Source organism: Anaerofustis stercorihominis DSM 17244 (assembly GCF_000154825.1).
Classification (GTDB): Bacteria; Bacillota; Clostridia; order Eubacteriales; family Anaerofustaceae; genus Anaerofustis; species Anaerofustis stercorihominis.
The window spans coordinates 434,898-458,324 of record NZ_DS560015.1 but is presented as its reverse complement, the minus strand read 5'-3'; the positions used below and the strand labels follow the sequence as shown (position 1 = coordinate 458,324).

Here is a 23,427-nt window from a genome sequence, read left to right as displayed (position 1 = left end):
CATATAAATTGTAGTAATCTTTAAAAGAAATTAAAATTAAACAAAATAATATTTATTCAGGAGGAGAAATATGGTATACAAAGTTGCAATAGCAGATGATAATGAAAAATTTGCCTTGGCTGTTAAAAACCATTTTGAAGAAAAAGAAAATTACAACGTTGTGGGAGTAGTAGGTAACGGAAAGGATCTTATAGATGTGGTTGAAAAAGAAAGACCCGACATCTTACTTGTAGATACTATCATGCCTATGCTTGACGGTATTGGAGTTTTGGAAAAATTGAACAAGAAAAATATGAAGGATTATTCACCTCATGTTGTTATGATGTCTGCAGTGGGAGGAGAATCTTTTACCAGACAAACCGTGAACTTGGGAGCGGATTATTATTTCTTAAAACCGTTTGACTTGGGGGAACTATCTAGAGAAATCGATGCATATTTTTCTCCTGATGTTTTAGATACACCTAAAAAAGGACAGCAGAAAAAAGATAAAAATTATCAGGTAGCCGTGACTTCCATCTTGCATGAAGTCGGAGTACCTGCACATATCAAAGGTTATATTTATTTAAGAGAAGCTATCAAACTCGTAATCGACGATGTTGAATTACTGGGCGGGATTACAAAAACTCTTTATCCTATGATCGCAGAAAAGTATAACACCACTCCAAGCAGAGTTGAAAGAGCGATCAGACATGCGATAGAAGTTGCATGGAACAGAGGTAAGGTGGAAACAATAGATAAGATTTTCGGATATACCATCGACCAAAATAAAGGTAAACCTACGAATTCGGAATTTATAGCTATGGTTGCCGATAAAATGAGACTGGATATCGGACAATACGCTTAAGTATGAATATATAATCAAATAATTTAGAGTGATAATGATGTTTATCACTCTTTTTTATTGATTTAAATACGTTTTTATATTAGAATAGAGTTAACAGTAGGGGGTAAAGCAATGGATAAAGTATATCAATACAGCAAATTATATACGTATTTTAAAGAAAAAATTGAAAACGGATATTATAAACCGGGAGATTTGATACCCCCGGAACCCGAGATAGAAAAGATGTTTAACGTTAGCAGGACAACTGTAAGAAAGGCTGTGGACCTGCTTTCCCGTGAAGGTTTTTTAAAAGCTCAGCAGGGGAAAGGTACCGTTGTAACGGATAATAAAACAATGCAGAGTTTGAATCACGTTACTTCCGTATCTGAAACATTAAGACATAAAGGTTATGATGTTAAACCGAAAAATATTTTTATAGATACCGTTGCGGCTGATGATTTTATAAGTGACAGGCTTGGTATAGAAAACGGTACTACCATTATAAGGATCCAGAGGATACAGCTTGCTAACGGAGTGCCTATAGCAATAGTAAAAAACTACTTAAGAAAAGAAGATGTTCCGGATATCGTAAAGAGACAGGATGAAATATATTCATTATATGCATTTTTGGAAAAGGAATATGGAATAAACTTCGATTCTGCAACCGAGCTTATCTCTGCAAAGAATGCAACTTTCGAAGAAAGTCAAATGCTCAATGTACCTGTGGGAAATGCTTTGATTGAACTAAAAAGGACGTGTTTTATGGGAGATAATCCTATTTGTATTGACCACTCAAAGATAGTGGGAAGTAAATACGAACTGGAAATAGAAATGGTAGGAAGAGAAAGATAAAGAGGTAAAAAAATGAGAGAGTATAAAGACCTTGAAAATTTAAGCAGGATGATAGATATCAGTGCCGTCAGAACCGATGTAACAGTAAAAGAAATAGACACATTGGTTGAAATGGCAAAGAAATATAATTTTATAGCGGCGTTCGTTATGCCGGTATTTGAAGAATATCTTGCCGAGAAGTTAAAGGAAGTACCAAATACCAAACTCGGTATTGCGGTTGGATTTCCTTCAGGTGCAGAGCCCACAAAGATGAAAATAATCGGTGTTGAAGACGGACATAAGCTTGGTGCCGATGAATTTGATATGGTCATAAATGTAGGAGCTTTAAAATCGGGAATGTACGATGTCGTTTCCGACGATATAAAAGCAGTCGTTGACGCAGCTGACGGCAAACCCGTTAAATCAATATTAGAAATCGCATATTTAACGGACGACGAAATAAAAAGAGCAAGTGAAATCGCAGTAAAAAGCGGAGTTACATTCGTTAAAACGGGTACAGGTTGGGCGGATAAACCTACGACGGTGGAAACAATAAAACTCATTAAATCCGTAGTGGGTAATGATGCTAAAATAAAGGCTGCGGGCGGAGTAAGAAGCTTGGATACGGTTTACGATATGATAGACGCAGGCTGTTCAAGATTTGGTATCGGTCTTACTTCTGCGGTAAAAATCATGGAAGACGCATATAAAATACTTGGTAAATAGATTTAAGCGGGGTATATCCTCGCTTTTTTATATCAATAGTTCAAAGAAAGAGATAAGCATGAAAGATATAACAGTAAAAACCGACAGGCTCAATATAATTCCCCTTGAAATCAGTGAGCTTAAAATCATGTATGAAAATGAAAAAGATAATGAAATGAAATCGGCATACAAAGAAATGATAATCAACATGGAAAAACACAAGGGTTTTGAAGAGTGGTGTACAAATTGGGAAATAAAGCTAAAGTCCGGTGTGACTGTAGGAGGGCTTTGTTTTAAGGGGAAACCTGATACTAAAGACAGCGTAGAAATCGGATATGGTATCGATGAAGATTATAGAAATCATGGATATGCCGCAGAAGCGGTAAGGTATATCAGCGAATGGGCATTAAAACAAAAAAATGTTAAATTTGTATGCGCCCAGACAAACAAAGAAAATAAAATTTCTCAAAAAGTTCTTATAGGCAGTGGTTTTATACGTGACGGATATGGGGATGAAGATCTTTTATTTAAGAAAACATTATAAAATAAAAGTAAAAAAGCACAATTATTTGTGCTTTTTAAATACTAAATTCCTGATTTTCTTCTTCGATTATGTGTATATTTATATCTTTAAATTTTTCTTTTATCGGTTCCAAATCTTTTATATATCTGTAGTTGCCCTGGAAGTGCATTGGGAATACTTCTTTCGCACCTATGTTTTCAAGGAATAAGTTTATCGCAAGAGTAGAGTTTTCACCGAGCCTTCTGTCTACGGGAACGAATGCGAGATCAAGTTTTTTGCCGCCGAGGACATTTTTAAGTTTATAAATCTCTTTTTCGTAAGCTACTGCTTCATTTTCCTGTGTTTCTTTGTCATCATTTTCCCAGTGCCACCAATTCAAGTCCCCGCTGTGAAAAATGAGTTTTCCGTCAACTTCTATCAAATAACTTACTCCGAGATCCGTCGAACCGAAAGTTTCGATTTTTATATCATCAACTTTTAATTTATCATAAGGTTTTACAAAGTATATTTTATTTTTACGTTCATGTTCTTTTACTTTTATATCATCACTCAGTACCACGGTTTCTTTTTCCAAAATAAATTTATTGTAATGATCCATATGGGAGTGGGTCGCAAAATATACTTCTTTCTTGTTGTTTTTATTTTCCACGTTAGTTTTGTGCATGCTGTCTATTACCAAAATATGTCTGTCGGTTTCGATTATAAATCCGCTGTTATATAGATATTTTACTTTCATTTTTTTGCCTCCTTATAATTAAATTATATCAAACAATGCTTTTAATATAAAGCTAAATATGGTAATATATAATTTAGTTTAAAACAAAAAAACACATAAATCGGAGGAGAATATGAAAGCAATTATTACTGTAATAGGAAAAGATAAAACAGGTATCATTTATAATGTTTCAAAAGTACTCAGTGAACTTAAAGTAAACATTGAAGATATCTCTCAAACCGTTATGCAGGATTATTTTACAATGCTGATGCTCGTTACAATAGACGAAGAAAAAACTTCATTTAAATCTTTAAAGGAAGAACTTGATAAAACAGCCGAAGAAGTTGGTTTATCCATAAGACTTCAAAAAGAAGAATTATTTGATACTATGCATAAGATTTAAGGAGAGAGCTATGATATACAAAGACGTACTTGATACTATTAAAATGCTGGAAGTCGAAAATTTGGATATAAGGACTACTACTCTCGGTATTTCTTTGCTTGACTGTTTCGATTCCGATTATAAAAAAGCCACAAATAAAATATATGATAAAATCACTTCATTAGCCAAAGATTTGGTCAAAACCGCAGATACTGTTGCAGATGAATACGGTATCCCTATCGTAAATAAAAGGATCTCCGTAACACCGATAGCTCTTGCGTGTGCAAATAATGTTGACGAATGGATTGAATATGCAAAAGCACTGGATAATGCCGCAAAAGAAGTCGGAGTGGATATCATCGGAGGATACTCCGCACTCGTTCAAAAAGGCTGTACGAAGAGTGATGAAAGTTTCCTTGAATCTATCCCTTATGCTCTTACGGAAACTACGAATATGTGTTCAAGCGTAAACCTGGGAAGTACAAAATCCGGTATCAACTTTAACGCAGTGAAGAAAATGGGACCTCTTATCAAAAAAGCCGCTTATTTGAGCAGAGAAGATAATTCTTTCGGATGTGCCAAATTCGTAGTGTTTGCAAATGCTGTTGAAGATAATCCTTTTATGGCGGGCGCATTCCACGGCGTGGGAGAAGCGGAAAAAGTCATAAACGTAGGAGTAAGCGGACCGGGTGTTGTCAAGACTGCCCTTGAAGGCATGAAAGGTGCTACCGTAGACGAAATAGCTGAAACTATCAAGAGGACCGCATTTAAAATCACAAGGGCCGGTTCTTTGATAGGTCATGAAGTAAGCAAACGACTTGATGTTCCTTTCGGTATCTTGGATTTATCTTTGGCACCTACTCCCGCTATAGGAGACAGTGTTGCTGAGATACTCGAAGTGATGGGGCTTGAAAGATGCGGTGCTCACGGAAGTACGGCGGCTCTTGCAATGCTTACCGACGCAGTGAAAAAAGGAGGTATCATGGCTTCAAGTCATGTCGGAGGTCTGTCGGGAGCTTTCATTCCGGTAAGCGAAGACAACAGGATGATAGCCGCGGTTGAAGACGGATGTCTTAAATTCGATAAACTGGAAGCTATGACAAGCGTATGTTCGGTAGGTCTTGATATGATAGCTATCCCTTGGGATACTCCGGAAGATACTATTTCAGCTATGATTGCCGATGAAGCGGCAATAGGCGTGATAAACAATAAAACCACAGCCGTAAGGGTCGTACCTGTTTACGGTAAAAAAGTCGGCGATAAAGTAGACTGGGGCGGACTTTTCGGTTCTGCACCTATAATGGAAGTAAACAGCTTCAAAAGCGGTGACTTCATACAAAGGGGAGGAAGGATACCTGCTCCCGTACATTCATTTAAAAATTAATAAGGATAAAAATCATGAAACCTACATTAAAAATCAACTTAAATAAAATATATGACAATGCAAAGATCGTAAAGGATACTTTGGATAAATATAACGTAGACATAACATCCGTGACCAAACTTCACTGTTGTAATCCCGTTATCGTTGATACTTTAATGCAGGCGGGAATAAAAAAGTTCGGAGATTCCAGAATAGATAATCTTAAAAACATAAAAGATATAGACGCGGAAAAATGGCTTATAAGACTTCCGAGCATTTCAGAAGCCGAGGAAGTCGTAAAATACAGCGATATATCTCTTAACAGTGAATATGATACAGTTAAGGCTCTTAATGAAGAAGCTAAAATACAAAATAAAGTTCATGATATACTTCTTATGTTCGATGTAGGAGATTTGAGAGAAGGTTATTTTGATAAAAAAGATATAGTTGACAGTGCTAAAAGGATAAAAAACTTGACTAATATCAGACTCAGAGGAGTAGCCACAAACCTTACATGTTACGGTGGAGTGCTTCCCGATGAAAACAACCTTACAAATTTGGTAAAAGTAAACGAGCTTTTGGAAGCTGAGCTGAATACAAATCTTGACATAGTTTCCGGAGGCAATTCTACCAGCTATACAATGTTCAGAGAAGATAACCCTGTAAAAGGGGTAACCAATATAAGGATAGGCGATACCATTTTATTTGGCAGGGACTGTACTTACAGAAGTCATATCGAAGGAATGAACAAAGACGCTTTTATAATAAAAGCGGAAATAATAGAAATCAAAGAAAAGCCTTCTATCCCAATCGGCAGAAGAGGTTTTTCGGCTCTTAATTCAAAGCCCGAATTTGTTGATGAAGGTATAAGGAAGAGAGCAATATTGTCCGTAGGTAAGCAGGATATAGATATGGATATGTTCCCATTGGATAATGATACAAAGATCCTCGGCGGAAGCAGTGACCACTTGATAATAGACATCACAGACAGTAAAAAAGACTATAAAGTCGGAGATACTTTTGAGCTTTATATGTATTATACTGCGACACTAAGGGCTTTTACTTCTAAATATGTGGTTAAGGAGTTCATTTAAATGGAAGAAATCTATTTTGATAATGCCGCGACTACGGTTTGTTACGAAGAAGTATCGAAAGAAGTAAATAGATATTTTTTGAAAGAATATGCAAATCCTTCCGCGGTTCATAAAAAGGGGTTTGAAGCAGGCAAAATACTTAAAGAAACAAAAGATAATCTTTTAAAATTGCTTGGTATCGACAGTAAAAGAAGAGTCATCTTCACTTCGGGAGCAAGCGAATCTGTCAATCTTGCGGTAAAAGGAACCCTTGCAAAATATAAAAATCTTGAAGATATCAATATAATTACCACCGATATAGAACATCCTTGTGTAACGAATACATTCAGATATTTTGAAAGTTTAAATGTAAATACAAAATATATTACAGTTAACGAGTTTGGTGTAGTAAATATTGATGAACTGATTAACAGTATTGATGAACATACCAAACTTGTGAGCATTATTTATGTAAATAACGAGTTCGGTGTCGTTCAGGATATCGAAAATATAATAAAAAAAATAAAAGAAAAGAATGAAAATGTTCTCGTTCATATAGACGCAACACAAGCTGTCGGGAAAGTCGATATGAGATTAAAAGAAGCGGATATGATTTCTTTAAGCGCTCATAAATTTCACGGCCCCAAAGGTGTCGGTGCTCTTGTACTCAAAGAAAACATAACCCTTATCCCTCTTATTCACGGCGGAGGACAGCAGGAAAGCTTTAGGAGCGGGACGATAAATACTCCGCTTATTGCCGGATTTAACGAAGCTATAAAAATAACGTATAAAAATTATAAAGAAAATAAAAATATTTATAAAGAATTATTTGAATATGCGGTCAAAAAACTAAATGAAAATATTAAAGATTTTCAAATAAACACTCCATATGAAAAAGCAGATATATCTTATCATATATTAAATGTAAGTTTTAAAGGTATAAAAGGAGAAGTGCTTCTTCATATGCTGGAGGAATATAATATTTACGTTTCGGTTTCCAGTGCGTGCTCCTCAAGGAACAACAGCGTGAACACCATACTTCAGGCAATAGGTGTGGAAGATGAACTCATTAAAGGGACAATAAGGATAAGTTTCAGTGAATTCAATACAAAAGAAGAAATTGATTATTTTATTTTAAAATTAAAAGAATGTATAAATAGATTAAATCTTTTAAATAAATATAAGTAGGGATAAAAATTTATGAAGAAAATGATAATGGTAAAGTATGGGGAAATAAGCCTTAAAGGACTTAACAGGAAATACTTTATAGATTTACTCGCAAAGAATATAAGACTTTCTCTTAGGAAATTCGAAAATATAAAAGTACATACGATACAAAGCAGGATAATCGTAAGCGGCTATAACAATGAAGATGAGGATAAAATAATCGAAAGACTTAAAAAAGTTTTCGGAATAGTTTATTTGACAAAATGTTATGAAGTCGAAAAAGATATGGACAAGATAAAAGAAGTAGCTTTGATGGTCATGAAAGAGGGCGGATATGAGACTTTTAAGGTAGAAACCAAAAGAAGCGATAAGAAGTATCCTTTAAAATCCCCCGAAATAAGTAAAGATGTGGGAGCATATGTACTTATTAATACTGATGACTTAAAAGTCGATGTGAAAAACCCTGAAGCGGTTTTAAAGGTAGAAATAAGAGAGAATGCATATGTTTATGCGGGAGATATTAGATGCAATGCGGGACTTCCCGTTAATTCAAGCGGGATAGGCGGACTTCTCTTATCCGGAGGACTCGATTCTCCGGTTGCGGGATATTTAATGAACAAAAGAGGAATGAAAGTCGTAGGACTGCATTTTCACAGCTATCCTTTTACCAGTATGGACGCAAAAGAAAAAGTCAAAGACTTGGCGGAAGTTTTAAGCGATTATAATATGGGAATAAACCTTGTAAATATCAGCCTTACTAAAATACAAGAGCAGATAATATCCAACTGCGAAGGCGAATATTTAACGGTGATACTAAGAAGGTTCATGATAAAAATAGCAAACAGACTTAAAAATAAATTTGATTTAAAGGCTCTTATTACAGGAGAAAGCTTGGGACAAGTGGCATCGCAGACCATAGAAGGTATTTCATGTACAAATGAATGTTCCGCTCTTCCGATTTTAAGACCTCTTATAGCTTTTGACAAGACCGAAATAGTAGATATTTCAAGAAAAATCGGAGCTTATGATATTTCTATCAGACCTTATGAGGACTGCTGTACGATATTCGTACCGAAACATCCTATAATAAAGCCGAAACTATCCAGAGTTTTGGAAGAAGAAGCGAAGCTGGACGTAGAAGATTTGATAGAAGAAACGATAAATGAAATAGAAATAATAAAATTATAAATTAAACTGAATAAACGACAAATTTAGGCTTATTTTTTAAATTATTTGGAGTAATATATATAAAAACTGTTTAAGGAGTAGAGTTTTGAAATATACTATTACACAAGCATCCAATATTTTAGATTGTAAGCCTTATTTATTAAGATTTTATGAAGACGAATTCGAACTTCAAATCCCCAGAGGCTCGAACAACAGAAGATATTATACGACAAAGGAAATCGACATATTTCGTTACATAGAAGCCTTGAAAGGCGAGGGAAAAAGAAATAAAGAAATAAAAGAAACTCTTCACAAATCAAAAGATGAAATTATTTTTGAAGAAATCGAAGAAGAAAAACCAAAAGAAGAAGATAATAATATTACGTGTCTGATAAAAACGATAAATTCTTTGCGTGAAGAAATCGAAAATTTAAAGCAGCAGGATGCGTTTAAACAAAGGGACGAACTTATAACCGAAAACGCAAGACTTAAAATGAAATTAAAAGAAAAATCATATGAATTATCGATTTTAAAAGAAAAATATAACGCTCTGAAGCAGGCTAAAAAGCGAAGTTTATTTAAATTTGAATAGTAGGGAAAACTTTCCAGTGTATTTTTGTTTCAAAAGTCCATAATAGAATTATAACACTTATAAATGGAGGTGAAACAGATGAACAACAGAGAAGCTAAAAAAGGCTTAGACCAATTTAAGAAACAAGTTGCTAGCGAACTTAGCATTAATCTTCAAGATGGATATAATGGTAATTTAACTAGTAAAGAAGCCGGTTCTATCGGTGGTGAAATGGTTAAAAGAATGGTTGAATCTTACGAAAATTCAATGAAATAAGTAAGATAGCATTTGTATGATATAAAAAGGAAGCAGATTTTCTGCTTCCTTTTTTATTTTTAAAAATTATTAAACATTTGGATTTAACCCTAAATTTTTCAAAATTCTACATGTATGTTTTGGTACTATCATGTAGGCAAAAATAATATAGAGAGGTTAAATCATGAATTTTGAAATAAATATAGCAGGTAACACGCTGACTATCAAAATCAAAGGTGATTTGGATGATCATGTTACTTTGGATTTAAGAGAAAACATTGATTACGCATTATGCAAAAAAGAAATAAAAAATTTGATATTTGATTTAAGTGAACTCACCTTTATGGATTCCGCGGGTATAGGACTTTTTATGGGAAGATATAAGAAAATTTCCGCACAAAACGGCAAATGCGGTCTGGTCACAAAAGATAAGCAAATCATAAAAATACTTAGAATGTCGGGAATACTTTCGATTTTTGATTTATTTAATACATTAGAAGAAGGGATAGAAAAATATGAAAATAGGTAATAAAGTAGATAATTTTTTAAATGTTTCATTTAAAAGCATATCCGAAAACGAATCTTTGGCAAGGCTCATCATTTCAAGTTTCGTACTTCCGTTAAACCCTACCATAGACGAGCTTAACGATATAAAGACGAGTGTATCGGAAGCTGTGACAAATTCGATAATCCACGCATACAACAATGAAGACAATCACTTGATAACAATGGAAGCATTTATAAGAAACAGAGAAGTAACGATAAAAATAATAGATGACGGGATCGGTATAAAAGATATAGACCGGGCCAAGGAACCGTTATATACATCAAAACCCGAACTTGAAAGATCCGGACTGGGTTTTACCATAATGGAAAGCTTTATGGATGAACTTAGTATCACATCCAAAGAAGGCGACGGCACTACTTTAATAATGAGTAAAAAAATTTCAAGCAGGGATAATACATATAATGAATAGCGAATCTGCAAAAATTGATTATTTTTCAGATGAGATAAAAGAACTTATAGTAAACGCACAAAACGGAGATAAAAATTCTTTAGAAGAACTGACTGTTATAAATACACCTCTTATAAATTCCATACTAAAAAGATACCTTTCATATTCCATAAGCTATGATGATTTATTTCAAATCGGAGCCATAGGACTTATAAAGGCGATAAAAAGATTTAGTTTTGAATTCAACACTAAATTTTCAACCTACGCTGTATATGTTATAAACGGAGAGTATAAAAGATATTTCAGAGATGAAGGAATAATAAAGGTCGGAAGAAATTTAAAAACCATTTATTTAAAGACAAAGACCATAAGAGAAGATTATGTAAAGAAAAACGGTGTTGAACCGAGTATAGACTATTTAAGCGAAAAAATCGGAGTTTCGTCGGAAGATGTATTGATGGCTCTGGAAGCTTGCAGACAGCCGGAAAGTTTATCCAAAGAATTGAATAACAACGAAAACACTCCTATTTTACTAATGGATAAAATAAAAGACGAGAATGACAGTAATGAAAAGATAGTTGAAAAGCTTGATTTAAAAAATGCTATTATGAACCTTGAAAAAAGAGACAGGCAGATAATAGTGCTTAGATATTTTAAAAATAAAACTCAAAAAGAAGTAGCCGAAGTTTTAGGGCTTTCACAGGTACAGGTATCCAGATTAGAGAAAAAAATAATAGAAAATATGAAAAAAACTTTCGAAAGTTAAATTTTTGAAAGTTTTTTTGTTTTTCGGGGAAAATAATATAAATTTTTATTTAGGAGTTTATATATGGAATCAAATAAGCAAAATATCAAAGATTATAAAGAAGTCGTTAAGAAAAATAAACCCACGCCAAATAAAAGTCATTTATATATGTCTTTTATTGTGGGAGGTATCATTTGCATGATAGGTCAGTTTATCAATAACTTCTTTTCGAGAAGAGGCTTTTCAATGCTTGAAGCCGCAAACATGACATCTATCGCAATGGTCTTTTTAGGTTCGTTGTTAACGGGACTCGGACTATACGACAATATCGGTAAAAAAGCCGGAGCAGGTTCTATCGTTCCGATTACGGGATTTGCAAACAGTATCGTATCCAGTGCAATGGAATTCCAAAAAGAAGGATATATTTTCGGTATGGCGGCAAATATGTTTAAGATTGCGGGACCTGTAATAGTGTTCGGAGTTACTTCAAGCTCTGTAGTCGGACTGATATATTTTATTTTAACGAGGTAAGAGATGAGAAAAAAAATAGGAAGACAAACTTATAAATTTGAAAAAAGGATATGTATAAGAGACACAAGGTCTATAGCAGGACCAATCGAAAGTCAGGGACCTTTAAAAAGTTATTTTCATGAAACATTTGAGGATGATTTACTTGGACAGGATTCATTTGAAAAAGCGGAACATCAAATGTGTCTTAAAAATATATTATCTTTACTTGAAGCAAATCAACTGAATGAAACTGATATAGATATTTATATCGGCGGGGATTTACTGAATCAAATCATTACTACTAATTTAACTGCAAGAGACCTTAAGATCCCATACTGGGGACTTTATAATGCTTGTTCCACTTTTGTGGAAGCCATTCAGGCTGCCGCAGTCCTTCTTGACGGAGATTTTATAAACAGAGCTGTAATAAGTACGGCGAGTCATTTTTCTACCGCAGAAAGACAATACAGGTTCCCTTTGGAGCTTGGTACACAGTCTCCTCCCAGTGCACAAAGGACCGTAACGGGTTCAGGGGCAATGATTTTGGAAAAAAGCTGTCTGGAAGGACCTTTCGTTACTCATATGACTATAGGTAAAGTCATGGATTTCGAACAAAGCGACCCCAATGATATGGGAAGTGCAATGGCTATAGCCGCATGTGACACTATTATGACACATCTTGAGGATCTGGATGTAAACGTAGAAGATTATGACCTTATCGTTACGGGAGACCTTGGGGAAGTCGGATATAATATCACAAAAGATTTCTTAAGGAAAAAAGGTTTGAATATAGAAAACAGATATAAAGACTGCGGCATGCTCGTTTATGACATCATAAATCAAGATGTTATGTGCGGAGGAAGCGGTGCAGGCTGCAGTTCTACGGTATTTACGAGCTACTTCTACAACAAGCTTAAAAATAAGGAATTAAATAAGATTTTATTTGTGGCTACAGGAGCCTTACTAAGTCCCGTTTCAACAGGACAAAAGGAAAATATACCTTGTATAGCACATGCTGTAACAATCGAGAATTCTAAATAAAGGAGATAATAATGGATTATTTATATGTATTTATAACCGGAGGGATACTATGTTTGATTGCTCAAATCATAATGGATAACACTACACTGGTTTCCGGACAGATATTGGTAATATATATTGTTGCGGGAGTAATTTTGACTGCTCTTGGGTTGTATGAACCTATAGTAAAATTCGGTCAGGCGGGTGCCACGGTCCCTCTTACGGGATTTGGATACAGCCTTGTCAAAGGAACCATATTTGCGGTCAAACAGGACGGGCTTCTTGGCGTTTTGACGGGTCCCCTTACTGCAACGGGAGGCGGAATTGCTGCCGCAATAATATTCGGATATGTATTTGCGGTCATATTTTCTCCTAAAACCAAGAAATAAAATAAAAGAGATATCGGCTGAGATGTCTCTTTTTTAATGCTATTTAATACAAAAGGTGTTATAATGAGTTTAGTTTAATAAGGGACAGTTAAAATGAAAAGCATATATAAAACCAAAGAAGGCAAGAAGAAATGCCTTGAATTGTACGACAGACAGCTAAAAAAAATAGGAGCTCCTTATGAAGATATTTATGTCGATACTTCATTTGGTAGAACACATTTAATAAGGACGGGCAATAAAGCAGGGAAACCATTATTGGTATTTCACGGAGGTAATTCCACAACTGCTTATAATTTGCTTTTATGTAAATTCCTGCTTGATGATTTTGATATTTATGCAGTAGATATAATAGGTCATCCCGGAAAGAGCGACGAAATAAGCTTATCTTCGAGGGGATATTCTTACGGGAAATGGGCAAGTGAAGTAATAGATAAAATTGGATTTAGAAATATAATGTGTTACGGAGGTTCTTTCGGCGGAGGAGTACTTGCTAAATTGATGTGTATAAGCCCCGAGAAGGTGGAAAGATGTGTATTGGAAGTTCCGTCGGGAATAAATAATGCCTTTCCCATAAGCAGTGCAAAAATGATGATACCTTTAATTAAATATATCATTACAAAGAATGAAGATTTTATAATAAAGACAGCTATGTATATGACAAACGGAGAAGATATAATAGATGAAGATACGAAAGATATATTAAAAGACAGTTTTGACAATGTAAAAACAAAAGTGGCAATGCCTAGCAATACAGATAAAAATAGGATGAATAAATTCAAAGCCCCCGCATTTGTTTTAGCGGGAGAGTATGACTGTCTTTTTCCCGCAAAAAGAGTGATAAAAAGAGCCAAAGAAATAATCCCAAACGTCAGGACATATGAACTGAGAGGCAGGGGACATATGCATATACTGACAAACAAAGAAAAGCAAATGATAATTGATTTTTTGAAAGAATTATAAAAAAGGATACCTTTAAGGTATCCTTTAAATTTATATCGTTCTTAATACTTCACTGTCTTGTCTTGCGGCGCATGCGATATTATAGGCATGGTCACCGACACGTTCAAAATCCGTTAAAGACTGAATGTAAAGCATTCCCGTAGATACTCCGCATCTGCCTTCTCTGAGTCTTAAAACGTGATTTTCCTGAGCTTTGAGAGTAAGCTTATCTATTTCTTCTTCTATACTGTATAATTCAACTTGTTCATCTTCGCTTATTTCCTGATTGGTAAACGACTCGACTGCTTTATCAAGAAGTTCCAAATCATTATCTAAAAGAGCTTTTAATTCTTTTCTCGCATTATCAGAAAATCTAACTTCTTTTTTTACTGCTTCTTCGCTTTTTTCCATCAAATTCACTGCATGGTCATTTATTCTTTTTATATCGTTTATAACGTAGAATATCCTGGATAAGTGCTCAGAGTCTTTACCTTGAAGCTCCATGGAGTTTATTTTAATGAAGAATTCCGTCAAATGCTCACTCAGCCAATTAACCAGTTCCTCATTTTCTTTTATATGCTCTCTGTCTGTAGATTTTGAGTATATAAAATCATTCCCGGCTATAAAAAGACTGTCTTTTGAGATATCAGCCATCCTCTTTATTTCACTTATGATTTGCACCAATAGTGAAGCCGAATTGGTTACGATTTGAGGGTCTAAATAGTAAAATCTTAGGTTACTTGAATGTTCTCTGTCCGGTATTATTTTATATGACAGATTAACTATTGTGTTGGTAAACGGAAGAAGAACTACCGCCGTAACGAGTTTGAATATGATATGTATCATTGCTACCTGAGCTACAGGAGCCGCAAACGTACCGACAACAAAGTCCGCAAAAGGAGTGAACATCCCTATCGGAACAAACAGTATTGCTCCGAACAAGTTATATATAAGATATATAAAAGAAGCTCTTTTTGCATTTGTCTTAGCATTTATCGCAGATAAAAGGGGAGGTGCCGCAGAACCGATATTAACGCCGCATACTAAATATATAGCAAAATCGGCAGGCATCAAACCTTGAAGAGCCAAAGCCTGAAGTACACCTACGGCTGCCGAAGAAGACTGTAGTATAGCACAAAGTATGGTTCCTACAAATACTCCGATAATAGGGGAGTTCGCACTGCTTATGAAGTCGATAAACGGCTGATATGTCCTTAGACTTACCATTGCTCCGCTCATTGTACTCAATCCCTGAAATAGTATACCAAAACCGAGTATAATCTGTCCTATATGCTTTTTATTTTGTTTCTTTGCAAATAAAAGAAGCATTGCTCCGATGAAAATGCATACAGGCGCTATTGCCGAAATATCAAGTGCAATGATTATACTTGTGACAGTCGTACCTACGTTTGCACCGATAATTATCCCAACAGCCTGGTTCAGTGTCATCATCCCTGCGTTTATAAAGCCCATTACCATAACGGTCGTAGCGGAAGAAGACTGAATTACCGCAGTTACTACAAGACCTACAAGAAAGCCCATGACAGGGTTACGGGTAAGTGCCTCCAGGAGTTTTTTCATTCTTGCTCCGGCCGCAAGTTCCAAGCCGTCGCCCATGTATTTCATCCCAAATAAAAAGAACCCGAGGCCCCCGCATAACGTAAGAATATTAGTAAATGTCATATGCTTATACCCCTAAATTTTAAAATATTATATATATGAATACGAATTAATTACTAACTTAAATATTATTTATTTAAAGTATACGACAAAAAAAGACGATAATCAAGATTATTTTTACCGATAATTTACTATTATTTTACATTATATTTACATTTACTTAATAAAAAAACACCTAAAGCAGGTGTTTCACTTTATATAAAAAGGTTATTAAAGCATTCTCATTACCCCGATCACTTTACCGAGGATTTTTAAATCCGTGGAATAAATAGGGTCATAAACCGGATTTTCAGGCTGAAGTCTGACTCTGTTTTGTTCTTTGAAGAAAGTCTTTACCGTTGCTTCATCATCGATCAGAGCAACGACAATATCATGGTCGTTTGCGGTATTTTGTTTTTTTACTATAACCAAATCTCCGTTTAGTATACCTGCATTTATCATACTGTCACCTTTGACGTGAAGCATGAAACATTCCTTTTTCCCTACAAAAGAACTTGGAAGGGGATAGGTATCCTCAACGTTTTCCTCTGCAAGTATAGGATAACCTGCCGCAACATTACCGATAATAGGTACGTTTATTACGTCATCTACGAGGCTTACTTCATCAACTTGATTTTCATCTTTGGTGAAAGGAGAAAATCCGACTACTTCTATAGCTCTTTGCTTTGATACTCCTCTTTTTATGTAACCTTTTTTTTCTAAGTTGTTTAATTGATTATGAACAGATGAGGTCGATGTTAAACCTACATTTGAACCAATTTCTCTTACTGAAGGGGGATAACCCTTATCCTTTAATTCAGCTTTAATAAAATCTAATATTTTAATTTGAATTTTTGTTAAATCGTTATACATAACATTAACCTCCTATGATTATATTATACATATATTTCCGTTAATGTCAAACTTATGTTCTAACTTTTTCAAAAATTTGTTCTAAATATATTGACAAATAGAACGAACGTTTGCTATAATAATAACGAACAAAAGTTCTTATTTCGATAAGGGGGACAAGAAAATGACAAATTATGAATACAATGTATATAGAAACAAACAAAAAAGAATCGAAAGAGCAAAAAGAAAAAGAGCTTTAAGAAGAAAGAAAAGAATAATGATTTCCGCTTTGATTTTGGCTGTTCTTATAAGTGTTCCTACATTTTTTTATTCCGCTAAAGCAAAGACTTTACATCAGGATACTTACCCTGTATACACGGTTCAAGCTAACGATACTTTATGGGATATAGCCAAAGATATAACGGACGACGGGACAGACGTAAGACAGACTATCTATGAAATAGGTAAGCTTAACGATATAGATGAAAATCAATCTATTGAAGTAGGTCAAAGGATTTTACTTCCTTATTAAATTTAATATTTTATTTTTTTTTAATTTAGCACTCGAACATTTGATGTAAACATATGTTTATTAAGCTTCGGTTTTGTTCGAATAAATTAACCCACTCCTCATATATTCTTTAATATATGGGTAATATATAAATTATCAATCAATAGTAAACGCTAAAAAAGACCTTATCCGGGTCTTTTTTAGGTTAATCATCTCTTAACTTTGTTACTCTTGCCGCTATTTTTCTTCTCTCTTCTTCTATCGCTGCGTAATGTTTCTTTGTCGTATTTACATCTTTATGACCGAGAACATCTGCAACCAGATATATATCTCCCGTTTCCTTATATAAATTTGTTCCGTAGGTACTTCTTAATTTATGAGGGGATATGTTTTTTAGCGGAACAACTATCTTTGTATATTTCTTCAACATCTTTTGTATACTGCTTTGAGTCATCCTTTTATTTTGAAGGGATAAAAACAGAGCACTTTCCTCCGTATCGATATTCTCTCTCGTTTCCCTTAAATATCTGAGAAGTGCTTCTCTTACTTCTTCAGGCATATAAAGTATGGTTTTGTTCCCGCCTTTTCTGGTAACGACAAAACTGTCATTGTTAAAATCAACATCGTTCACATTAAGTCCCACACATTCGCTTATACGTATACCCGTACCCACAAGCAGTGTTACGATTGCTAAGTCTCTTACTTTTGTCTTATTATGATATTTGAGCTGAGCCGGGGTCAGGCTTTTCCCGCTTTCTATTTCATCTAAAAGATTTGCCACTTCGTTCGGTTCTAACCTTATAATAGGCTTTTCGTAATTTTTAGGCAAGTCCACCAAAACAGTCGGGTTAGTCTTGATCATTTCTTTCTTGAAATAGTATTTATAGAAAGAACGAAGAGTCGAAAGCTTTCGCATTTTCCCTCTGTTGGAATTCGAAAGCTGAACCTTACTGTTTTCGTTCTTATAATGTTCCTTGGTGTAATAAGAAAGGTATTCGGTAAAGTCTTCCAAGTCAACGGCTTTTACATTATCCAAATCACTTAGAGAAATGTCTTTTATATCTTTTAAATGAGTAAATAGGGGATGATTTTCTATTAGATATTCAAAAAATATCTTTAAATCCATAGCATATGCGATCCTTGTCTTTATGGAAGTATTGTTTGTGATACCCCTGAAGAAAGCATTTGCAAAGCTCGGCAGCTCTTTTATTTCTTCTCTTAGTTTTATATTAAGTTTATTTGAGACTTCTTTTGTATAATCGGCCATGTTAACTCCTAGACAAATAATATATCTAATTATATTACAATCTTCTTAAATTTCAAAGTTTTATGTGGTATAATGGTAAAAGTTTGATAAATTGATAGTATTAGGGGTGTAGAATGAATAAGACATTTAAAGAGGCATTTAAGGTTACTATGCCGGTACTTCTTGGATATCTATCCATTGGTTTTGCATTCGGACTGATGATACAAAGCATTGGTCTTAATTTTATTTGGGCGGGAGGAATGTCCCTTAGCATATATGCGGGTACGCTTCAGTATCTTGCAGTCGTAATGTTTCAAGGCGGTATGAGCCTTATAAGTGTTGCTCTAATGAGCTTTTTTGTGAATTTCAGACATATGGTCTACGGGCTTTCTTTAATAGAAACTTTTAAAGGGATAAGTTTTTTTAAAAAATTATATATGATATTTGCGTTGACTGACGAAACATATGCGCTTTTGACTTCTTCCACCGTTCCGGAAAGTGTGAAACATGACAAAGAAAATTATTATTTTTACATAAGTATACTGGACCAAAGCTACTGGATAATCGGCTCGATACTGGGAGCAACTATAGGCTCTATAATAAATATCAATACTAACGGTGTTTCATTTGCCATGATAGCCTTATTCTGCGTATTGTGCGTAGAACAGTGGATGAATTTAAAAGACAAGACTCCAGTGTTTATCGGAGGAATATGCGGTATAATATCTCTGATTATCTTCGGTGCGGACAACATGATGATACCCGCAATAATAGGTATTATAACACTTCTTCTGCTGGATAAGAAAAGGGAAGAGAAGGAGGGTATACTGGATGAATAAATATACTTTGATTCAAGGTCTTTTGGCAATCGGTATCATATGTATAATTACATTTATCACAAGATCGGTCCCTTTTGTCCTTTTCTCGGGGAAAGGGAAGAAACCGAGCGATACCATATTATATTTGGGGAAAGTCCTTCCTCCTGCTATGATGATAATGCTTTTGGTTTACTGCTTAAAGGATATGTCTTTGATAGCCTATCCTTACGGGATACCCGAAATAATAGGAGTACTTTTGGCAGTGGGACTTCATATTTGGAAGCGGAACAACTTTATAAGTATATTCGGTTCTACCATAGTGTATATGATATTGGTTCAGGCAGTTTTTGTGTAATAGATAATATAAATATAATAGGGAAGCAGTAATCATAAATAAAGTTTATAATAATATTAATTTTTACGTTAGATTTACATCTTAAAACAAGATAAAAAATAGAAAATAAATATAAAGTATAAAAATAAGCTTTAATATTTCCTTAAAATAAATTTATAAATTATGATTTTAAAATTAAAATATTTACTACACTAAATATTTATTTAGTGTAGTAACAGTATTATTAAATAAAGAGGTATGAAATGCAGCAGATAATCGAAACTTTAGCAAGTGAATTCAATCAAAACAAAAAACATATTGAAAATGTTATTGAACTCTTAAACAAGGGGGATACGGTTCCTTTTATAGCAAGGTATCGTAAAGAACTCACAGGTTCCATGGACGATCAGCTTTTAAGGGAGATAACGGACAGACTCAATTATTTGATCAACTTAAATGAAAGAAAAGAGGAAGTAAAGAAATCCATTGCTTCTTTGGAAAAGCTGACAGGAGAACTTGAGAAATCCATAAACGATGCAAAAACTCTTTCTGAAGTAGAAGACTTATACAGACCATATAAACCTAAGAGAAAGACCAGAGCTTCTATTGCAAAGGAAAAAGGGCTTGAACCTTTATCTGATTTGATTATTTCTCAAAATACGGATTTAGGTGATATCACCGAACTTGCAAAAGATTATATCAATGAAGAAAATGGCGTAAATAACGAAGAAGAAGCAATAAAAGGTGCTCTTGATATAATCGCGGAAAGCATTTCAGATGATGCGGGTATAAGAAAAGAATTAAAACAGTTCATACGTCAAAGAGGTAAGATAGCAAGTAAAAACACTAAAGATGAAGACAGTGTATATGCTACTTATTATGATTTCAGCGAAGGTATCAAAAAACTTGCGGGACATAAAGTGCTGGCGCTTAACCGAGGTGAAAAGGAAGGCTTCTTAAAAGTAGGTATAAGCGTAGATAAAGAGCAGGCTCTTTATATCATCCATAAGCACGTCATTAAGAATAACAAAAACAGTGCATATAAATATATGACAGATACATGTATCGATGCCTTTGACAGATTATTATTTCCTTCCATAGAAAGGGAAATCAGGAATGATTTGACGGATACTGCCAACGAATCGGCTATAAAGACTTTTTCGACTAACTTAAGACAGCTTTTGATGCAACCTCCTGTAAAAAATAAAGTAACTTTGGGTTTAGACCCTGCTTACAGAACGGGTTGTAAGATTGCAGTCGTGGACTGGACGGGAAAGGTACTGGATACTACCGTTATATACCCCACACCTCCTCACAATAAAACAGAAGAAGCGAAAAAGATAATAAACGCTTTGATAGCTAAGTATAACGTAGAGATAATATCTATAGGGAACGGGACGGCTTCAAGAGAATCTGAAAAATTTGTGGCGGATACGATAAAGGGAACTGACGTTCAATACATGATAGTAAACGAAGCAGGGGCTTCGGTATACTCAGCTTCCAAACTTGCCGCAAAGGAATTCCCTGATTTCGATGTAGCACTAAGGAGTGCAGTTTCTATTGCAAGAAGGCTTCAGGATCCCCTTGCAGAACTTGTTAAAATAGACCCTAAAAGCATAGGCGTGGGACAGTATCAGCACGATATGCCGAAGGCAAGACTTAATGAAGCATTGACAGGCGTGGTAGAAAGCGTTGTAAACAGCGTAGGTGTTGATTTAAACACAGCTTCTGTTTCTCTTCTTGAATATGTTGCGGGGATAAGCAGTGCCGTAGCTAAAAATATAGTTGCTTACAGAGAAGAAAATGGGATTTACAATAAACGTTCAGAGCTTTTAAAAGTTCCTAAACTGGGTAAAAAATCTTATGAACAGTGTGCGGGCTTTTTAAGAGTTGCAGAGAGTTTAAATCCTTTGGATAATTCCGGAGTACATCCCGAAACATATAAAGCGGCTAAAAACGTATTGGAACTCACTGGACATACTTTAAAAGACGTAAATACAGAAAACATATCTGATTTGGAAGAAGAAGCTAAAAAAATAGGTTTAAGCGAGATAGCTGAAAAATGTGAAATAGGTATCCCTACGCTAAAAGATATTTTAAAGGAGCTTATAAAACCGGGCAGAGACCCAAGAGAAGATATACCCGCTCCGATACTAAGAAGCGATGTTTTGGAAATGGAAGACTTGATTGTGGGTATGAAGTTAAAAGGAACCGTTAGGAATGTCGTAGACTTTGGTGCTTTTGTGGATATAGGAGTACATCAGGACGGGCTTGTTCATATATCTCAAATTTCAAATACATTTATAAAACATCCAAGCGATATATTAAAGACAGGGGATATAGTTGAAGTGACGGTGCTGGATGTAAATAAGGATAAAAACAGGATTTCACTTTCTATGATAAGGTAATAAAAAAGACACAGTTTAATATCTGTGTCTTTTTTATATTGTTTAATGCTGTCTTTTATATCTATATATAAAGGCAATACCTGTTATGGAAAGTAAAGATAAAATCACATAAAAACTTAATATATCCCCGTTTTCGTCTCCTGTCTTTACAATCCCCGAACCCGTAGTTTTTTTAGCTGCCGTTATTTTCGTTCCGCTGCTTTTGGTGTTTCCGCCTTTTTTCACAATAGGAGTATTATCAGATACTTTTTTAAAATCAGCAGATACAAAAATACCGCTTCTTGGCATTTTAAACTGATATTTCAAATCAGAGATTTTTGTTAATTTTATCGGATCAACGACATCACCTTTTATATTTATATTTTTAAGTTTATATCCTTTATCTTCTTTTACCGTCAAAGTTACTATATCATCTACTCCGGCGGATTTTCTATTCGCTGTAATAGTGCCTCCTTTTATATCGGGGGAAATATATATTTCATAAGTATCTTTTTCAAATTTAGCATGCACAATACCCGGCTTTGGATTATTTTGAGTAAAATCATAAGTTCCTGTCATCCTATTAAGAACAGGAAATTCTTTATTTCCGTTAGTATACTCAATATATATATCTGATAAATGATATTCCGGATCATTTATTACTTTTATGTGTCCTATTTCCTAAAGACATAGCTTTGACTCCGTTAATGTCACTTTCCCGAATTTAATATTGGGATCTACAGTTAAATCATAACAAGGATCAGAATGTGGAACTGTTACTGTTATATTATGATCACCTATAATAAATTTAAATTTTTCTTCAAGGTTACTGTCAGGACCGCTTGTTTTAGTGAAAGGTATAGAATTGTTTTCACTATCTACTATAGTAAGTCTAGTATCTAAATCCTTTATTTTATATCCGGGATAAGGAGTTACCGTAAGAATTACTTCTTCTCCCTTTACTCCTTTTGTTTTATCAGTTCTGTAGGTTACAGAAAGATCCTCAGATGTTAAAAATATAAAATGCTCATCATCTGCCGCTTTGGAAATTGATGGAACGGAGATTAATATAAATAAAGCCATTACAGTAAATAAAAGCATGTGTACTTTCTTTTTTGATATCATTATTTTTCCCCCTTTAAATATTAATTTAATAATATAATCATACAATATTTTTAATATTAAATCAATTTAATTTGTTATAAGGCAGGGGATATAGAATTTTAATTAGTTTTTTTACTTATTTTTTAATAAAATAATCTTAATGATTATGATTTCTTAGCAATACTATTATTAAAATGTATTTGATTTTTATTTCTATTGTTTGAGCTGATATTTTTGAAATATATATAATAATGAATAAAAAAATATACCATTATAATTCATTTTAAATCATCTCAATAATAAGGGGAAACTTGTATTTTTACTATTTTTAAGTTTATTGAATATAAGGGGAATAAGATACGATACCATATTAATAATAAAC

28 protein-coding genes are annotated in these 23,427 nt (G+C 34.2%); 22 read left to right on the top strand and 6 right to left on the bottom strand.

The genetic code is table 11. The annotated features are described in order from the left end of the window. Nucleotides 1-70 precede the first annotated feature (70 nt). From spo0A to ANASTE_RS02225, 4 genes are all read left to right on the top strand, one after another. Nucleotides 71-844, top strand: a complete 774-nt coding sequence (gene spo0A, locus ANASTE_RS02240) for a sporulation transcription factor Spo0A (RefSeq protein ID WP_007049274.1) — start codon at nucleotides 71-73, stop codon at nucleotides 842-844. A 111-nt stretch (nucleotides 845-955) separates the two neighbouring features. After that, entirely contained in the window at nucleotides 956-1,675 is a 720-nt protein-coding gene (locus tag ANASTE_RS02235; protein ID WP_007049273.1) for a GntR family transcriptional regulator, read from the top strand. Nucleotides 1,676-1,687: 12 nt separating this feature from the next. Then, entirely contained in the window at nucleotides 1,688-2,380 is a 693-nt protein-coding gene (deoC, locus tag ANASTE_RS02230) for a deoxyribose-phosphate aldolase (RefSeq protein ID WP_007049272.1), read from the top strand. A gap of 58 nt (nucleotides 2,381-2,438) precedes the next feature. Next, nucleotides 2,439-2,903 carry a GNAT family N-acetyltransferase gene (locus ANASTE_RS02225; protein ID WP_007049271.1) on the top strand — a complete coding sequence of 155 codons (465 nt, stop codon included), beginning with the start codon at nucleotides 2,439-2,441 and terminating at the stop codon, nucleotides 2,901-2,903. A gap of 34 nt (nucleotides 2,904-2,937) precedes the next feature. Here ANASTE_RS02225 and ANASTE_RS02220 read toward each other — a convergent pair whose 3' ends face one another. Continuing rightward, the gene (locus ANASTE_RS02220; RefSeq protein ID WP_007049270.1) at nucleotides 2,938-3,618 is read right to left on the bottom strand and encodes an MBL fold metallo-hydrolase; all 681 of its coding nucleotides are present in this window, start codon (nucleotides 3,616-3,618) and stop codon (nucleotides 2,938-2,940) included. Between the two features lie 112 nt (nucleotides 3,619-3,730). Here ANASTE_RS02220 and ANASTE_RS02215 point away from each other — a divergent pair, with 112 nt between their 5' ends. The 14 genes from ANASTE_RS02215 to ANASTE_RS02150 all read left to right on the top strand — a co-directional run bounded on the left by ANASTE_RS02215 (nucleotide 3,731) and on the right by ANASTE_RS02150 (nucleotide 14,155). After that, a complete protein-coding gene (locus ANASTE_RS02215; protein WP_007049269.1) occupies nucleotides 3,731-4,000 on the top strand; it encodes an ACT domain-containing protein in 270 nt (89 codons plus the stop codon). A 10-nt stretch (nucleotides 4,001-4,010) separates the two neighbouring features. After that, entirely contained in the window at nucleotides 4,011-5,363 is a 1,353-nt protein-coding gene (locus ANASTE_RS02210) for a PFL family protein (RefSeq protein ID WP_007049268.1), read from the top strand. Between the two features lie 14 nt (nucleotides 5,364-5,377). Further along, nucleotides 5,378-6,436 (top strand): alanine/ornithine racemase family PLP-dependent enzyme, encoded by a 1,059-nt coding sequence (locus ANASTE_RS02205; RefSeq protein WP_007049267.1) that lies wholly within the window; start codon nucleotides 5,378-5,380, stop codon nucleotides 6,434-6,436. Further along, nucleotides 6,437-7,603: a cysteine desulfurase family protein gene (locus tag ANASTE_RS02200; protein WP_007049266.1), complete on the top strand. Its 1,167-nt coding sequence runs from the start codon at nucleotides 6,437-6,439 to the stop codon at nucleotides 7,601-7,603. A gap of 12 nt (nucleotides 7,604-7,615) precedes the next feature. Continuing rightward, complete coding sequence (thiI, locus tag ANASTE_RS02195; RefSeq protein WP_007049265.1) at nucleotides 7,616-8,770, top strand: tRNA uracil 4-sulfurtransferase ThiI; 1,155 nt, start codon at nucleotides 7,616-7,618, stop codon at nucleotides 8,768-8,770. Between the two features lie 85 nt (nucleotides 8,771-8,855). Then, on the top strand, nucleotides 8,856-9,341 hold the full coding sequence (locus ANASTE_RS11215) for a MerR family transcriptional regulator (RefSeq protein WP_007049264.1): 486 nt from the start codon (nucleotides 8,856-8,858) through the stop codon (nucleotides 9,339-9,341). A gap of 78 nt (nucleotides 9,342-9,419) precedes the next feature. After that, the gene (locus tag ANASTE_RS02185) at nucleotides 9,420-9,596 is read left to right on the top strand and encodes an alpha/beta-type small acid-soluble spore protein (protein ID WP_242648090.1); all 177 of its coding nucleotides are present in this window, start codon (nucleotides 9,420-9,422) and stop codon (nucleotides 9,594-9,596) included. A gap of 163 nt (nucleotides 9,597-9,759) precedes the next feature. After that, entirely contained in the window at nucleotides 9,760-10,104 is a 345-nt protein-coding gene (locus ANASTE_RS02180; protein ID WP_007049262.1) for an STAS domain-containing protein, read from the top strand. Beyond that, nucleotides 10,091-10,552, top strand: coding sequence for an anti-sigma F factor (gene spoIIAB / locus ANASTE_RS02175; RefSeq protein ID WP_007049261.1), 462 nt, complete (start codon nucleotides 10,091-10,093; stop codon nucleotides 10,550-10,552). Before ANASTE_RS02180 ends, spoIIAB begins: the two co-directional genes overlap by 14 nt. Then, on the top strand, nucleotides 10,545-11,297 hold the full coding sequence (locus ANASTE_RS02170; RefSeq protein ID WP_007049260.1) for a sigma-70 family RNA polymerase sigma factor: 753 nt from the start codon (nucleotides 10,545-10,547) through the stop codon (nucleotides 11,295-11,297). Before spoIIAB ends, ANASTE_RS02170 begins: the two co-directional genes overlap by 8 nt. Nucleotides 11,298-11,360: 63 nt before the next feature. Then, entirely contained in the window at nucleotides 11,361-11,807 is a 447-nt protein-coding gene (gene spoVAC / locus ANASTE_RS02165; protein WP_007049259.1) for a stage V sporulation protein AC, read from the top strand. A 3-nt stretch (nucleotides 11,808-11,810) separates the two neighbouring features. Further along, complete coding sequence (gene spoVAD / locus ANASTE_RS02160) at nucleotides 11,811-12,827, top strand: stage V sporulation protein AD (RefSeq protein ID WP_007049258.1); 1,017 nt, start codon at nucleotides 11,811-11,813, stop codon at nucleotides 12,825-12,827. Between the two features lie 11 nt (nucleotides 12,828-12,838). Next, a complete protein-coding gene (spoVAE, locus tag ANASTE_RS02155) occupies nucleotides 12,839-13,195 on the top strand; it encodes a stage V sporulation protein AE (protein WP_007049257.1) in 357 nt (118 codons plus the stop codon). Between the two features lie 93 nt (nucleotides 13,196-13,288). Then, on the top strand, nucleotides 13,289-14,155 hold the full coding sequence (locus ANASTE_RS02150) for an alpha/beta fold hydrolase (RefSeq protein ID WP_007049256.1): 867 nt from the start codon (nucleotides 13,289-13,291) through the stop codon (nucleotides 14,153-14,155). 30 nt (nucleotides 14,156-14,185) lie between these two features. Here the strand turns inward: ANASTE_RS02150 and ANASTE_RS02145 are convergent, their stop codons facing one another. Both ANASTE_RS02145 and lexA read right to left on the bottom strand, forming a co-directional pair. After that, nucleotides 14,186-15,817, bottom strand: a complete 1,632-nt coding sequence (locus ANASTE_RS02145; RefSeq protein WP_007049255.1) for a Na/Pi cotransporter family protein — start codon at nucleotides 15,815-15,817, stop codon at nucleotides 14,186-14,188. A 207-nt stretch (nucleotides 15,818-16,024) separates the two neighbouring features. Then, nucleotides 16,025-16,666 (bottom strand): transcriptional repressor LexA, encoded by a 642-nt coding sequence (gene lexA / locus ANASTE_RS02140; protein ID WP_007049254.1) that lies wholly within the window; start codon nucleotides 16,664-16,666, stop codon nucleotides 16,025-16,027. A 163-nt stretch (nucleotides 16,667-16,829) separates the two neighbouring features. Between lexA and ANASTE_RS02135 the strand changes: the two genes are divergently transcribed. After that, nucleotides 16,830-17,177, top strand: a complete 348-nt coding sequence (locus tag ANASTE_RS02135) for a LysM peptidoglycan-binding domain-containing protein (RefSeq protein ID WP_007049253.1) — start codon at nucleotides 16,830-16,832, stop codon at nucleotides 17,175-17,177. Between the two features lie 184 nt (nucleotides 17,178-17,361). Here the strand turns inward: ANASTE_RS02135 and ANASTE_RS02130 are convergent, their stop codons facing one another. After that, nucleotides 17,362-18,423, bottom strand: a complete 1,062-nt coding sequence (locus tag ANASTE_RS02130) for a tyrosine-type recombinase/integrase (protein WP_007049252.1) — start codon at nucleotides 18,421-18,423, stop codon at nucleotides 17,362-17,364. Nucleotides 18,424-18,536: 113 nt separating this feature from the next. On the opposite strand from ANASTE_RS02130, the gene ANASTE_RS02125 reads away from it, so the two are divergent. From ANASTE_RS02125 to ANASTE_RS02115, 3 genes are all read left to right on the top strand, one after another. Then, entirely contained in the window at nucleotides 18,537-19,241 is a 705-nt protein-coding gene (locus tag ANASTE_RS02125) for an AzlC family ABC transporter permease (protein WP_007049251.1), read from the top strand. Beyond that, a complete protein-coding gene (locus ANASTE_RS02120; RefSeq protein ID WP_007049250.1) occupies nucleotides 19,234-19,575 on the top strand; it encodes a branched-chain amino acid transporter permease in 342 nt (113 codons plus the stop codon). Before ANASTE_RS02125 ends, ANASTE_RS02120 begins: the two co-directional genes overlap by 8 nt. 242 nt (nucleotides 19,576-19,817) lie before the next feature. Further along, the gene (locus ANASTE_RS02115) at nucleotides 19,818-21,962 is read left to right on the top strand and encodes a Tex family protein (protein WP_007049249.1); all 2,145 of its coding nucleotides are present in this window, start codon (nucleotides 19,818-19,820) and stop codon (nucleotides 21,960-21,962) included. A gap of 42 nt (nucleotides 21,963-22,004) precedes the next feature. Here ANASTE_RS02115 and ANASTE_RS02110 read toward each other — a convergent pair whose 3' ends face one another. Beyond that, on the bottom strand, nucleotides 22,005-22,520 hold the full coding sequence (locus ANASTE_RS02110; protein WP_007049248.1) for an InlB B-repeat-containing protein: 516 nt from the start codon (nucleotides 22,518-22,520) through the stop codon (nucleotides 22,005-22,007). Nucleotides 22,521-22,622: 102 nt separating this feature from the next. Then, the gene (locus ANASTE_RS02105) at nucleotides 22,623-23,066 is read right to left on the bottom strand and encodes a hypothetical protein (protein WP_039944615.1); all 444 of its coding nucleotides are present in this window, start codon (nucleotides 23,064-23,066) and stop codon (nucleotides 22,623-22,625) included. Nucleotides 23,067-23,427: the final 361 nt, after the last annotated feature.